Below are 15,058 nucleotides of genomic sequence, written 5' to 3'. Positions count from 1 at the left end.
TAGACAGAAAAACGGAAATAAAAGATGAGAACATTAGTACATACTGACAAAGAGTTGATCGAAGCGATCATTAAGAAATGTGATATTTGCTATGTAGGGTTGGCAGATACGGATGGAACGCCTTATGTATTGCCAATGAACTTCGGCTATCGCGATGGTGTTATATACCTGCATTCGGCACAGGAAGGGCGGAGTATCTCTGTCCTGGAGCGGAATCCGCGCGTATGCATTACGTTCAGTACCGATCATGACCTGGTCTTCCAACATCCCGAAGTGGCTTGCAGCTACCGGATGCGTTCCAAGAGCGTGATCAGCTGGGGTAAAGTTCGTTTTGAAGAAGATTTCGATAAAAAAACGGAAGCGCTGGATATCATTATGAAACAGTATTCGGATAAAGAATTCCGCTACTCTGACCCGGCCGTGAAGAATGTAAAGATATGGATTGTCGAACTGGATGAGGTGAGCTGCAAGGAATTCGGGGCACCGCATGATAAATTGAGAATTAATTAGTACTTTTGTTGCCAAATATGATTATTGCTGAATAATGGGATTGCAAAAGCATAGCAAGGTATTGAATGATACAGTTGAGATGCTCTCGGATGAGGGATCTTACCAGCAACTGTTTCATGCCTATCGCGATGAAGAAGCGTTGCCCTCGGGTGAAGTACTGGAAGAGATCATCGATCTATGCCGGGCAATCCTTTTCCCCGGTTATTACGGGAATGCACGTATCAGCAAGCAGACGATCCGCTTCCATACCGGTGTAAACATCGGGACATTGCATACCTTGCTTTCCAAACAGATTTATGCCGGGCTTTGCTTTGCCGATACCAATTGCACGACTTGCCCGGAAGAAAAGATATTCACTGAAGCGGAAAAGCTCTCGGAAGCTTTTATCCAGTCACTTCCTGAAATGCGCAGCCTGTTGGCAACCGATGCCGAAGCAGCCTTTAACGGCGATCCAGCCGCACAAAACATCAACGAGGTCATCTTTTGCTATCCCGGTTTCCGGGCTATCTGCAACTACCGTATTGCACACCAGCTATACCGGTTAGGCGTCCCTTTCATCCCCCGCATGATTACTGAAATGGCGCATTCGGAGACGGGTATCGATATCCATCCGGGAGCACAGATCGGGCATTATTTCTCCATCGATCATGGCACAGGCACTGTTATCGGCGAAACCAGCGTAATCGGCAACCACGTCCGTATCTTCCAGGGAGTCAGCCTGGCAGGAGAGAAACTGCCGCCTGACGAGAACGGGAATGCGATACGCGGTGTCTCTCGCCATCCGGTTTTAGGCGATCATGTCACGGTCTATTCAAATGCCACTTTGCTGGGACGGATTTGTATCGGCGAGGGAGCGACAATCTGCGGAAACGTCTGGATCACCGAAGATGTCCCGGCAGGAGCGACTGTCAGCCAGCTGACGATCGACAAATGCCAGTTGACAGTCAGCGGAGTGAACGAACAGAAAATAACTAATAATTAAAATAGAATTACTAATAAACGATGAGGAATCATTGTTAACTTTCAACTTAAAATGAGCGAGACTTTTGAAATGGTGGCCAAGACCCTTTACGGGTTGGAAGAAATACTGGCCGGCGAATTATTATCTTTAGGTGCCAACGACATACAGATTGGCCGCCGGATGGTGTCCTTTACCGGAGATAAGGAAGTGCTTTACAAAGCCAACTTTTGTTGCCGTACGGCGCTTCGCATCCTGAAGCCCATTTATCACTTTAAAGCCAAAGACGCCGATACCGTGTACAAAGAGGTGAAGAAGGTGAAATGGGAAAACTACATATCGCTGGACAAGACATTCGCCATCGACTCGGTTATCTACTCGGAAGACTTCAACCACTCCAAGTTTGTTGCCTATCGTACGAAAGATGCTATCGTGGATTATTTCATGGAAAAGGAACAAAAGCGTCCTTCCGTCCGTGTGAATAATCCGGATCTGTATATCAATATCCATATCTCGCACAACGACTGTACGCTGTCTATCGACAGTTCGGGCGAGAGTCTGCATAAACGCGGCTATCGTGTAGACCAGACGGAAGCCCCGCTGAACGAAGTATTAGCTGCCGGCATGATTCTGAAAACAGGGTGGAAGGGAGAATCCAACTTCGTCGATCCGATGTGCGGTTCCGGTACGTTGCTGATTGAGGCTGCCATGATTGCGCTGAACATCGCTCCGGGTGTGCACCGCAAGGAGTTCGCTTTCGAAAAATGGATCGACTTCGACCAGGAACTGTTCGACCGTATCTACAACGACGAAAGCCAGGAACGCGAGTTTACATTCAAATGTTACGGTGCGGATATCAGCCCGGCAGCAATCGAGATTGCCGAAAAGAACATCCGCAGTGCCGGCCTGATGAAATATATCGACCTGAAAGTCCAACCGTTCCAGCAATGCGCCGAAGCGCCGAATCCGGGTATCATGGTGACGAATCCGCCTTACGGCGAACGTATTTCAAGCCGTGACCTGTTAGGGCTGTATAATATGATCGGCGAACGGATCAAACATGTGTTTACGGGATATAAGGTATGGATACTGAGCTACAAAGACGAATGTTTCGATAAGATCGGCTTGAAACCGAGCGAAAAGATGAAGCTGATGAACGGTTCGCTGGAATGCGAATACCGTTGCTACGACATATTTGAAGGAAAGAACAAGGACTATAAAAAAGCGTTGAACGAAGAAGGCGAAGCGCGTCCGTCAGGTTTCGAACGCCCGGATGTTGCCGGCAAACACTCTTTCGAACGCCGTCCGGATCGTCCTTCCGATCGCTCATCAGACCGTCCTTCCCGTCCGAACTTTAAGACTGACCGGTTGGACCGCCCCGACCGCCGTTTTGCAGCGGCACATGCCGAGGACGACAGCGAACGCGCACCGTTTGTACCGGGCAAGCGTTATTTTGGCGATGATCGGGCGGATGGCCGTCCGGCACGCAAGGATTTCGTTGCCAAACGCCCTGTCAAGAAACGTTTCAAAGACGACGAAGTCTTTGGGGACAAAAAGAAATTCGGTGACAAAAAGTTCGGGGATAAGAAGTTTGGTGACAGGAAATTCGGAGACAAGAAGTTCGGAAACCAATCATTCAAGAAACCATTTAAAAGAAGAGATGACGATGATCTCGATGATTAAATATTTAGCAATATGTTGTGCCCTGGCACTTACAAATCCGCTGTCGATGATGGGACAAGATAAGCAGTTCACCTTGCAAGACCTGATACCGGGAGGAAAAACGCAGAGTCGTTTTGTACCCCGCAGCCTGAAACAGTTGCAGTGGTGCGGAGATACTTATCTGTATGTCAGGGGCGACAGCATGATGAGCGGCGAATCGACCAAGAACGAAAAAGTGGCCTTCACCCGCCAGCAACTGAACGATGCACTTACGGCAGCCGGACAGCAGACAGTGGGAAGTATGCCTTATTTCTCGGTTCCATATCCGGATCAGCCCGTGCTAACATTCAATGCCAAGCGCCATCGTTACCATTATAATTTTGCGGAAAACAAGATTCTGAATGCTTATAAGTTGGATGCGTCATGGGCGGATTATGATTTCTGCCCGGCTAACGGCTACCTGGCTTTTACGGAAGGGAATAATCTGCGGATTCTTTCGCCCGACAACACTGTCGGGATTGTTACAGACGAAACGGCGGACGGTATCGTTTGCGGAAAGTCTGTCCACCAGAACGAGTTCGGTATCCACAAGGGGACTTTCTGGTCACCCGGCGGTTCGGCTTTAGCTTTCTACCGGATGGACGAAAGCATGGTTACGGATTATCCGTTTGTTAATATTACAACCCGTTGCGCAACGGCTGAACCGCATAAGTACCCGATGGCCGGCATGAAAAGCCATGAAGTGACTGTCGGCGTCTATAACTTGGAAACAAAAAAGACCGTCTGGCTGAAAACGGGATTGCCAAAAGAGAAATACCTAACTAATATAGCCTGGAGTCCGGACGAGAAAAGCATCTATATCGCCGAACTGAACCGGGAACAGAACGAGATGCATCTGGTACGCTATTCCGCCCTGACAGGGGAAAAGGAAGCTGACCTGTTCACCGAAACGGATGAACACTACGTGGAACCGCAACATCCGGTTCTCTTCCTTCCTAACAACCCGGACCAGTTTATCTGGCAGAGCGAACGCGACGGATATAACCACCTGTATCTATATAATACGGAGGGCAAACTGCTGAAACAGTTGACGAAAGGCGAATGGGTCGTAAAGGATGTATTAGGCTTCGATGCAAAAGGGAAAGCCTTGTATTTCTCCTCTACCAAACCGGCGCTGCTCAGTTCCTTCGGCTATGGCGATGCCTTATATGTCGGAACATCACGGTTAGATTTGAAAAAGGGAACATCTTACGAACTGACTTCGGGTGGTTTGCAGGGTGTGCACAATACGCAGCTCAGCGCATCCGGTAAATATCTGATCGATAATTATTCCGCTCCCGCTATTCCACGTGAGATTTCGATTATCGACGGGCAAAAGAGAGAAACCCTGCGGACGTTGCTGACGGCAAAAGACCCGTACGAAGGTTATGCCATGCCGGAGATCGTCACAGGTACGATCAAGGCGGCAGACGGTGTGACTGACTTGAACTATCGCCTGGTTAAACCCGTCGGGCTGGATGAAACGAAGAAATATCCCACTATCGTCTATGTCTACGGAGGTCCGCACGCCCAGTTGGTGACAGGCGGATGGAAGAACGGTGTAGGCGGATGGGATATCTATATGGCACAACGCGGATATGTGATCTTTACGCTCGACAGCCGCGGATCAGCCAATCGCGGACATGCTTTTGAAAGTGTGATCCACCGGAACTTAGGTGTAAACGAAATGGCGGACCAGGTGAAAGGTGTCGGCTTCCTGAAGTCCCTTCCATACGTGGATGCCGACCGGATAGGCGTACACGGATGGAGTTATGGCGGCTTTATGACAACGAACCTGATGTGTTCTTATCCGGAACTGTTTAAGGTAGGCGTTGCCGGAGGACCGGTGATCGACTGGAGCAACTACGAAATCATGTACGGTGAACGCTATATGGACCGTCCGCAAGATAATCCGGAAGGATATAAGAATGCCAACCTCAAACTGAAAGCCGGCAACCTCAAAGGACATCTGTTGTTGATCCACGGAGATATCGATCCGGTAGTCGTTTGGCAGCACAGCCTCGGCTTCCTAAAAGCCTGTGTGGATGCAGACACCTATCCGGATTACTTCGTCTATCCCCGCCACCTGCACAATGTGATCGGCAAAGACCGCCCGCATCTGTATGAGAAGATAACACGGTACTTCGACGATTACCTGAAGAATTGAAAATTAAGAATTGAGAAATATGAACATCTTATTACTTGGCTCAGGCGGCCGCGAACACGCAATAGCCTGGAAGATTGCTCAAAGCCCGAAAGTGGACAAGTTATTCATTGCTCCCGGTAATGCCGGAACAGCATTGGCAGGCACGAATGTAAATATCAAGGCAGACGATTTCCCTGCTATCAAGGAGTTTGCTTTGGCAAACAATATCAATATGGTAGTGGTAGGCCCGGAAGACCCGTTGGTGAAAGGAGTTTACGACTTCTTCAAGAACGACGCCGCTATTCCCGTTATCGGCCCGTCTAAAGAGGGTGCACAGTTAGAAGGGAGCAAGGATTTTGCCAAGGCTTTCATGATGCGCCATCACATCCCGACTGCCCGCTACAAAAGTATCTCGGCAGATAATTTAGCAGAAGGCTACGCTTTCCTCGAAGAACTGCAAGCTCCTTATGTGCTGAAAGCAGACGGACTGGCAGCCGGCAAAGGTGTGTTGATTCTCGATACATTGGAAGAGGCGAAGAAAGAGTTGGGCGACATGCTGGGCGGAATGTTCGGCGATGCCAGCAAAACAGTTGTCATCGAAGAGTTTCTGGACGGTATCGAATGCTCCGTGTTTGTTATGACAGACGGTAAGGACTATAAGGTACTTCCGGTTGCCAAAGACTACAAACGGATCGGAGAAGGTAATACCGGCCTGAATACAGGCGGTATGGGAGCTGTTTCCCCTGTTCCTTTCGCAGATGATGTGTTTATGCAGAAGGTGGACGAGCGCATTATCCGCCCGACCATCGAAGGACTAAAAGCGGAGAATATCGATTATAAAGGTTTCATCTTCCTCGGCCTGATCAATGTAAAGAACGAGCCGATGGTGATCGAATATAACTGTCGCATGGGTGATCCGGAAACGGAAGTCGTGATGCTCCGCATCCAGAGTGATTTGGTCGAACTGCTGGAAGGCGTTGCAGAAGGCAACTTAGGAAGCCGCACACTGACACACGACTCGCGTGCAGCTGTAACCGTTATGCTGGTCAGCGGCGGTTATCCCGAAGCCTATGAGAAGGGTAAAGTGATCAGCGGCCTGGATAAAGTCCCGGCAGAAAACATCGTTTTCCATGCCGGCACAAAAGCAGCCGACGGGCAAATCCTCACTAACGGAGGCCGTGTTATCGCCGTCAGCTCATACGGTGCCAACAAGGAGGAAGCCCTTGCCAAATCCTTCGCCGGTGCCAAAACCATCGACTTCGACAAGAAATATTTCCGTAGCGATATCGGATTCGATTTGTAATAAACATTGTGCTAAATGATGATTTAACGGTGAGCGGATAACGGCCTCGGGGCGGTTCGCAAACCGCCAAAGCCCTGTAAGGGCGACAGAGCATAGCCCAAGGCGTAAGCCTTGGGTTTAAATAGGGCCACCTCCCGTCTTTAGAGCCCTGTAAGGGCGATGCCTTGTGACAGAAGAAGTTAGGGTGCCGCCCTTACAGGGCTAAGAAGGGGAGAGACGTTTCCTTAACCCAAGGCTCACGCCTTGGGCTGAGATCTGCCGGGCCTACAGCCCTAAGACAACGTCGCTATTTGGGCGGTTCGCGAACCGCCCCTACGAGGCCTCTGCGAGTCACCGCTAAATCATCATCTATCTAATTTCAACTAACATGAGAGTAGCATACAATAAATACACCCGCCGGTTTGACTTTTCCGCGCCGCAGACCTTTATTCCGGTTCTGCTGGCGTGTATGGTCTGCTGGGTGGTGAGTTATCTGTATTCCGTAGGCTATCCCGTCTATGGCGAGGTTTCGGCTACTCCTCTTTGGAACGCTATCTGCCAGGCATTGCCCGGCAAAGAATTTACCTACATCATCGGGATGGTACTGATGGCAGGAGGCGCTTTCCTGTTGCATCGCGCCAATTATGTCTTGGTGTTGATCAGGGAAAAGACGATGTTGCCGTTCCTGTTTTATATCTTATTCATCAGTACGAACCCGGATTTCTTCCCGCTGAAATCTACGTCGGTCGGCGTTTTTTGCCTGATCCTGGCGATTTACCAGCTATTCACCTCCTACCACGATCCGGAAGCGAGGGAAAAAGCCTACAGTGCTGCCCTGTTGATCGGTATCGGAAGCCTGCTCTGGATTCACCTGCTCTGGTTCCTGCCCCTGTTTTGGCTCGGGATGTACAACTTCCGTTCGCTGACGCCGCGTACATTTATGGCATCTCTGCTCGGTGTCGCCACCGTGTATTGGTTCCTGCTGGGCTGGTGCGTATGGCAACGGGATTTTACGCCGTTCACCATTCCTTTCCATACGCTTTTCAAGATGCACCTGTTGGCTACGGACGGGATTGTGCTGGTTGACTGGATCAGTATCATTGCAATCGCTTTCCTGACAATTGTCGCGTCTCTGAATATTGTCATGCACGATACGGAGGACTCACTGCGTTCACGCCAGTTTCTTGCGTTTCTGATTGCGATGTCGGTGTGGGCTTTCAGCCTTTATTTCCTCTATGAGCAAGTCTCGGAAGAATTTCTGGAAACGGCTTGTGTACCTGCTTCCATCCTGATTGCCCACTTCTTTACGGTAACGCGAAGGCGGATTGTTTTCTGGTCGTTTTATGCAACTGTGGTATTCCTGATTGCCACCTTATTCATTCGTTTATGGAATTTCTTATAGAATACGGATATATCGGCGTGTTTATCGCATCGTTCCTGGCCGCCACCATCCTGCCGTTCAGCAGCGAGGTGGTCCTGACCGGCGTACTACTGGCAGGCTCGGCCTATTGGCCTTGTATGATTGCCGCGACATTAGGTAACTTCCTGGGAGGTATGAGTTGTTACTGGTTAGGTATGTTGGGGAAAGTCGAATGGATAGAGAAATATCTGAAGCTGGATGCCGTGAAACTCCAAAAGGTCCAGGACTGGATAAAAGGGAAAGGCTCTTGGATGGGCTTCTTTGTTTTCCTTCCCGGCATCGGTGATTTCATCGCCGTAGCGCTCGGTTTCCTCCGTGCCAATATCTGGATCGTCGCGATCTCGATGTTCCTCGGAAAGGCGATCCGATATTGGGTTTGGATGGAATTTGTTTACAAGGTACAGGGAATGTTCTGATTATTCCACTCTGACATATACTTTCGTATATACCTCGTTATGCCGGGCATAGATGACGTAGTTGCCCCGGAGATTATCGCCCCACGAGACCCACAGGCTCATCTTCAAAACACCGCCATTAGTCGAAATCTGAAAGATCTCTTCCAGACTGCTGTCGTAGTAAAACTCTGTGTTCTTGGGAAACTCACAGACGATTTCCTCTCCATAACCGTTGCGCACTGTCCCGATCATGCTGTCGTAGGCGGGCAAACCGTCTGCCTCGGGATTGATCAAGGCAAACCGCACGACGGCGCCTATTCTTTTTTCCTCTTTCATGATCTCCGAATCGACATAGAACTGATAGTAGTCTCCGGCCAGCGCTAACGCGAACTTCCCCGACGGAAACTGCATTACAGCTTCTTCCACGAAAGCCTGGTAGAGATGGCCCGGCGCTACGGCGACCTGAGAGACCAACCCGTCGCCGACCTTGGGAGGAATGACTTTTCCCAATCCTTTCGACGTACCGATTTCGGCAATCAGGCATCTGTTTGTCTGAAAATTGTTTGCAGCATTAATGTAAATGTCTGAATTTCCCAAACGGGTCGTGCCGTTCTCCGCATCGAGCATGTTCAAAGTGGTTGCGTTATTGATTTCCGGTGTGGAATCGTCATCCGAACAAGAGAAAGCCGGAAGCAGGAACGCCACTAACAAGAACTGAAATAATAGATTCTTTTTCATCATTTTCTTTTTTAAATTAAAATCCGTTTTTACAAGTGAGAAAAATAGGTTCACAAATGTATCCATATTATTCCGAAATCAAACGGTTTCTAAGCAAAAAAGAATAAAGATATCTGTTATTCCGCCAACCACTTATTGATCTGCGTCAATATCTTTTCTTTCATCTCTTCCGGCATGTTGCTGATGCGGGAACGGTGGCTGCCTCCGGGCTGGATGTAGATTTGCTCGTTTACCTTGCCTTTGAAGGTGGGGACACGGGTTGCGCTCCAAGGGTCCACTTCACCGTAGATGAATATCATTTTCGGATCATTGTTTTTCAGGAAATCGTAGACTTTATGATAGAGCTCCGGACGGTATTCTACGCGGTCGACCAGTTCACGGGGTAGCATGATGCGGTTCAGGTAACCACGACTGCTGTCGATTGTCAGAAGCTTACGGAACGGCTTTGTGTCGTAGCCATAATAGCCCAATTCGCGGGCTGCCTGGACGAAAAAGGAGATGTTCGGCTGGTCCTCGGCAAAATAATCGGGGCCGCTGATGTCGGCTAAGTGGTAAAACAATGTTTTCGTGTCGGAAGAAAGGGGCGGAATAACGTTGGTCGGCGTTCCCCACTGCCAGAGGGCAAACGGATATTCGAGCACGCAATAGTCCAGCACTTCGGCCATCGGAATGCGAAACTCCAGCTTTTTATCGTGACAGAAAGTCTCTAACATCGGGACGATCTCGGCTTTACGCTTCAGGATTTCGGCTTGGAACGCTTCGATCTTCCGGCGGTCTTTCTTCGTACCGACTTTACGCAGGAACGGTTCGTGGCGGCCGTCTTCGACACCCCGGTTCAAGGGAGCGACATAAGGAACAGAAAAATCGACATCGTCAGGGAAATAGGCGCGGTACAGACAGGTAGTCTGCCCACCTTTGCTGATGCCGGTGCTGACCCACTTGCCGGTGTAGAGCTGGCGGAAGGCCCGGTTGACGTTATGGAGATCATAAGCTGAGTTCTCGGCTGTCAGGTAATCCCAGTTACAGGGTTCCGGGGTGGATTCCAGAAAATAACGGTATTCCACAAAGACCATATTGGCGTTAAGCAGCTTCGAAAGCTCTTCCTGGTAGCGGGGATTGAGGGCGTATGCAGCGCCATAGCCTTCGGTCACCAAGATTGTGGGACGGTCGAAACCTACATGGGCGACGATCACGCGCTGGGTGAATGTCCCGGCAGCAGGGTTCTTATGATCGACCGGTTGGGTAATGCGGACGACATATTTCTCGGCGTAATAGTCCGATTCCAGTTTTTCGATGCCGCTGATACCTTTCAGAGCGGCCAGTTTTTCCTGTAATTCCTGTGCACTGCCGGCAAAGGCGATGCACAACATCAATAGGAATGTAATGCTTTTCAATAGACGTTTCATGGTATTTAATCTTTTAAAGTTATTTGTTACAATTATATCGAACTTACCTCAAGAACCATACTCAAGGGTCAAGCCCGCCATGACACAAGAGCAATCTTATTATCTGTATTTATGAGGATGTCCTATTCAAACAACTTGAACTCATATCCCTGTTCCTGCAACCACTCGATGGCGCGGGGCATGGCTTCGCGCATGTTGCTTTCGGCTTTCAGCGAATCGTGGAAGACGATGACGGAGCCGTTGCGCGTGTAGTTTTTGACGACGTTGAAGACACCGTTCGGCGTCATGTGCGGACTGTAGTCGCGTGTCACGACGTCCCACATGATAATCCGGTAGTGCTTCCTGAGAAAGACCACCTGCGGAAAGCGCATATGGCCGTGGGGCGGACGGAAAAGGTTACTCTTGATGTACTCGGCAGCCTTCTCGACATTCGCCAGATAATTCTTTGTCCAGAACCGTATCCCCTGGATATGGTTGAACGTGTGGTTACCGACACGGTGTCCCCGGTCGAGCACCATCTGGTAGGTCTCCGGATACTTCCGGACGTTGTCTCCTACGCAGAAAAAGGTGGCTTTCACGCCATATTTATCGAGTATATCCAATACCCAAGGGGTAATCTCGGGGATAGGGCCATCGTCGAAGGTGAGATATACACACTTCTTCTTAGCCGGAATCCTCCAGATTACCCCTGGAAACAGGACCCTGTAGAACCAGGGCGGTTGTTCTATAAACATATCTATTCTTTGCGCACCGACTCGTAAGCCATACGGTAGTTGTCAAACTCTTCCTGGTATTTCTTACCGAATTCGGGGTTATAATGTTTGCTAATTAACAAAACCTGATTGAGAGTTGCCAGATTATAATACAGCTCAGATTCTATCGAAGCCATCTGCGCCGGACTCAAGCGGTAGAACCAGTTGAGGTTGCGCATCGCATTATCGGCAATGGCAGTAAAGACTTCTTCTGCCTTCTCCTTCTGCCCTAACACATAATACAACTCTCCGGTTGAAATGGCCGAATAATCCAACGGGACATTTTCCGGCGGCAATACCTGCATGGACTTGTCCAGTACGGCCAGCGCCTTGTCGTTCTTGCCTTCTCTCACCAACGCTTCCGCCAGTTTGTTGAACAACATCGTACGGTAGCTTTTACACATACGCATGACGTTCTCGTCGATGTAAACGCCCGGTTTGTCTACGCCGCCCCATTTGAATTTGTTCATCACGTTGTCATACATCTTGTCGGTATTGACCGCTTTGTTGGCTTCCTTCGGAACGATCTGATAAGCCAGACCGGTCTGTTCGAAATAGCCGTCCAACTTGATGAACTGGTCGGAATTAACCGTGATGGCATAATAGATTGGACGTTCGAAGTTATTGGTCTGCAACATATCGAGGATCGTCAGCTCCTGTTTGCCCAAGGCGTTCTTGCCTCTCAGGTCGATCATCATCTGGCTGACCATTCCATCCGTATTACCACCCAACACTTTGGCTCCGGCAACCGAATCGACCTTATAATAAAGTCTGTCGGCCGGGATATAATCCAGTTCCTGGTTGATGCCCGGAATCTTCTTGAATTTCGGATCATCGCTACGGACAAAGTTCAACGCCACATTCAGGTCGATCGAGTCTTTTGTCAGCGGGAATACATAGGCTGCATCGCGCGTTCCCTGGATATACTGGTCGCGTGTCCAGGTGATCGGCAGCGGAGCGGACTCGTAAGCCTGTTTCTTCATCTGGTCGATATACCAGTCTGTTTGCAGGTAGCTGGTGTTACAAACACGGACGTCGGTACGGACTCCTTCGACCTCCTGGGCATACCACAGCGGGAAGGTATCGTTATCGCCATTCGTAAAGATGACGGCATTCGGCTCGCATGATTCCAGATAGTTTGACCCGAAATCACGGCAGACATAACGGCCTGAACGGTCGTGGTCGTCCCAAGTCTGACTGGCCATCTGGACAGGCACGAACAGGCAAAGCAGGGTTGCCACCGAGCCGGCAATTACCGGATTCAGCTTGCCATAACGCTCCAATCCCTTTGCCAAGGCCGCGACACCAAACCCGATCCAGATACAGAAGGCATAGAACGAACCTGCATACGCATAGTCTCGTTCACGCGGCTGGTAGGGTGTCTGGTTCAGATAGAGCACAATGGCCAGGCCTGTCATAAAGAACAGGAAGAATGTAACCCAGAAACTCTGGATACCCTTCTGTCCGGAATAAGCCTGGAACAACAGGCCCAAAATACCCAACAGCAGGGGCAGCATATAATAGACGTTATGTCCTTTATTATTGATAATATCGTACGGCATATCCTCCTGCGGGCCGACCAATACCTCGTCGATAAACGGAATACCGGTGATCCAGTTACCGTTCAACACTTCGCCATTTCCCTGGATATCGTTCTGACGGCCGGAGAAGTTCCACATGAAGTAGCGCCAGTACATAAAGTTCAGCTGGTAGGAGAAGAAATAACGCAAGTTTTCCGCAAACGTCGGTTTCATCACGCTCTTGATCTCGCCGCAATAGTTGTACTTCACCGGCTGGCCTTTCACTTGCGCCCATTCCTTATAGGCCTCGACATGGCGCGGATCACTGCTGAACATACGCGGGAAGAGCATATTCAGCTCGTCTACATATTTATAATCCTGATCGCGACGGGAAACGTAGTAACGGTCTTTCTCGTTCTTGTCTTTCTTGACTACGCGGCTCCAGGTCGGTTCGCCTTCCGTCGTAACGGGGACGCAATTGCCTCCCTGGTTCTCACGTTGTACTTCGGAAACGTAGGTCTGTCCGTAGATAAGCGGTGTCTTACCGTATTGTTCACGCGCCAGGTAAGTACGCAGCGTGAAGATGTCGCTCGGTGCGTTCTGGTTCATCGGCGTGTCGGCTGTCGCACGGATCAGTGTCAGTGCATACGAAAAATAACCGACAACGACTACCATCAGGCAAACCAGGATCGTATTCAACGTCTTGATATCAACCTTTTTGCTCCAGAACAGATAAAGGCTCAAGGCTGCCGTCAGAATAACAGCCAGCACATACCCGCTACCGATAAACGGAATACCGATCAGTACGATCGACAGGATAAAGGCAATCTTCATCCGTGTCGGATGAACCTCATCGCGCATCGTTTCCCAGATAGACCAGATCAAGACACCGGCCACTATAATCACATAAGCGAATACTCCGGAATTATAAGGCATACCTAATACGTTGACGAACAACAGTTCGAAATAACCGCAAACCTCGACCAGTCCCTGTACCACCCCATACATCATCAGGGCAACGATAGCAAAGGAAACCAGCAAGGCGACAAGCGTCCCCTTCATGGTCGGATTCGGGAATTTCTTATAGTAATATACCAACACGATAGCCGGGATACACAGCAAGTTCAGCAAGTGGACGCCGATACTCAACCCCATCAGGTAAGCGATCAACACGATCCAGCGGTCTGCATGCGGTTTGTCGGCTACAGCCTCCCACTTCAAAATCAGCCAGAAAACGACTGCCGTGAAAAGGGACGAGTAGGCATAAACCTCTCCTTCCACAGCACTGAACCAGAAGGTATCGCTGAAAGTATAAGCCAATGCACCGACCAGACCACTCCCCATGATAGTGATCATCTGTCCCAAAGAGGCTTCTTCGCCGTCTTTCACCATGATCTTGCGGGCAAGATGGGTGATACTCCAGAAAAGGAACAAGATAGTCAGCCCGCTAAACAAAGCAGACATCGAATTTACCATCTTTGCAACTGTGGCAGAGTCGGATGCGAGTTGTGTAAACAGATTGGCCGTCAACATAAAGAACGGCGCTCCGGGCGGATGCCCTACTTCCAGCTTATAAGCCGAAGAAATGAACTCACCACAATCCCAGAAGCTGGCAGTGGGTTCGATAGTCATCAAATAGACGGTTGAAGCGATTGCAAAAACAATCCAGCCCAACACGTTGTTGATCAATTTATACTTTCCCATACTTTGTATAAAGTGTAATAATTAATTGTCTTAATTCTGTATCCTCACACGGACAGTCGGCCGCAAAGGTAAGCATTTACGTTTAATACCAACGCCCTGATACGCTATAAATTGTGTGGAAGAGATTAGAAATATATTAAAGAATTGCCTGAATAACAGAATAAAATCTGAAGATTTGCCGACATTTGGATGACAGGATACTGACATGGCTGTCATAATTCGAATCCATATTGTGTTATTGTAATCAAATTTAAGATATAAGAAAATCAGCCGGGTTATCGAACAAGCAGCAACCCGGCTGATTCAATTGGTTAGCATTGATAAATCACAATCCGTTAATTTCCTCTACCGACAAACCGGTACATTGCGCAATCGTTTCAATATTGATCCCCTGTTTTTTTAAATTGGTAGCAATAAAACGTTGTTCTTCGATTTTGCCTTCTGCTAAACCTTCCGCTTTGCCTTTTTCTATTCCTTTCTCCATCCCATCTTCAAAACTCGTGTCGAGTGCTGCAGAAAGGTCGCG

General features: G+C 49.2%; 11 protein-coding genes and 1 pseudogene. 7 read left to right on the top strand and 5 right to left on the bottom strand.

Annotation, left to right across the window (positions count from 1 at the left end):
• Positions 1 to 24: 24 nt before the first annotated feature.
• From DWW90_RS19375 to DWW90_RS19345, 7 genes are all read left to right on the top strand, one after another.
• Positions 25 to 510, top strand: a complete 486-nt coding sequence (locus DWW90_RS19375) for a pyridoxamine 5'-phosphate oxidase family protein (RefSeq protein WP_122346150.1) — start codon at positions 25 to 27, stop codon at positions 508 to 510.
• A gap of 34 nt (positions 511 to 544) precedes the next feature.
• Positions 545 to 1,492 (top strand): serine O-acetyltransferase, encoded by a 948-nt coding sequence (locus DWW90_RS19370; protein ID WP_122333021.1) that lies wholly within the window; start codon positions 545 to 547, stop codon positions 1,490 to 1,492.
• A gap of 51 nt (positions 1,493 to 1,543) precedes the next feature.
• Complete coding sequence (locus tag DWW90_RS19365; RefSeq protein ID WP_122333020.1) at positions 1,544 to 3,151, top strand: class I SAM-dependent RNA methyltransferase; 1,608 nt, start codon at positions 1,544 to 1,546, stop codon at positions 3,149 to 3,151.
• Positions 3,135 to 5,336 (top strand): DPP IV N-terminal domain-containing protein, encoded by a 2,202-nt coding sequence (locus tag DWW90_RS19360; protein ID WP_122346160.1) that lies wholly within the window; start codon positions 3,135 to 3,137, stop codon positions 5,334 to 5,336. The genes DWW90_RS19365 and DWW90_RS19360 overlap by 17 nt, the downstream gene beginning before the upstream one ends.
• 19 nt (positions 5,337 to 5,355) lie before the next feature.
• Complete coding sequence (purD, locus tag DWW90_RS19355; RefSeq protein ID WP_122346149.1) at positions 5,356 to 6,618, top strand: phosphoribosylamine--glycine ligase; 1,263 nt, start codon at positions 5,356 to 5,358, stop codon at positions 6,616 to 6,618.
• A 367-nt stretch (positions 6,619 to 6,985) separates the two neighbouring features.
• Entirely contained in the window at positions 6,986 to 7,999 is a 1,014-nt protein-coding gene (locus DWW90_RS19350) for a hypothetical protein (RefSeq protein ID WP_115498556.1), read from the top strand.
• Positions 7,984 to 8,433, top strand: coding sequence for a YqaA family protein (locus tag DWW90_RS19345; protein ID WP_115498555.1), 450 nt, complete (start codon positions 7,984 to 7,986; stop codon positions 8,431 to 8,433). The genes DWW90_RS19350 and DWW90_RS19345 overlap by 16 nt, the downstream gene beginning before the upstream one ends.
• On the opposite strand, the gene DWW90_RS19340 is transcribed toward DWW90_RS19345, so the two are convergent.
• From DWW90_RS19340 to DWW90_RS19320, 5 genes and pseudogenes are all read right to left on the bottom strand, one after another.
• A complete protein-coding gene (locus tag DWW90_RS19340) occupies positions 8,434 to 9,150 on the bottom strand; it encodes a DUF5036 family protein (protein ID WP_122346159.1) in 717 nt (238 codons plus the stop codon).
• Between the two features lie 116 nt (positions 9,151 to 9,266).
• Positions 9,267 to 10,520 (bottom strand): S28 family serine protease, encoded by a 1,254-nt coding sequence (locus tag DWW90_RS19335; RefSeq protein ID WP_233547832.1) that lies wholly within the window; start codon positions 10,518 to 10,520, stop codon positions 9,267 to 9,269.
• Positions 10,521 to 10,678: 158 nt separating this feature from the next.
• Positions 10,679 to 11,290: a polysaccharide deacetylase family protein gene (locus tag DWW90_RS19330; RefSeq protein ID WP_122331369.1), complete on the bottom strand. Its 612-nt coding sequence runs from the start codon at positions 11,288 to 11,290 to the stop codon at positions 10,679 to 10,681.
• A 2-nt stretch (positions 11,291 to 11,292) separates the two neighbouring features.
• Positions 11,293 to 14,532 carry a DUF2723 domain-containing protein gene (locus tag DWW90_RS19325; protein ID WP_122346147.1) on the bottom strand — a complete coding sequence of 1,080 codons (3,240 nt, stop codon included), beginning with the start codon at positions 14,530 to 14,532 and terminating at the stop codon, positions 11,293 to 11,295.
• Positions 14,533 to 14,857: 325 nt separating this feature from the next.
• Positions 14,858 to 15,058 (bottom strand): annotated as a pseudogene (locus DWW90_RS19320) (hypothetical protein); the annotation flags it as partial.

It is taken from the genome of Parabacteroides sp. AF17-28 (genome assembly GCF_003479205.1).
Lineage (GTDB): Bacteria > Bacteroidota > Bacteroidia > Bacteroidales > Tannerellaceae > Parabacteroides > Parabacteroides acidifaciens.
This window is presented reverse-complemented; position numbering and strand designations above follow the sequence as displayed.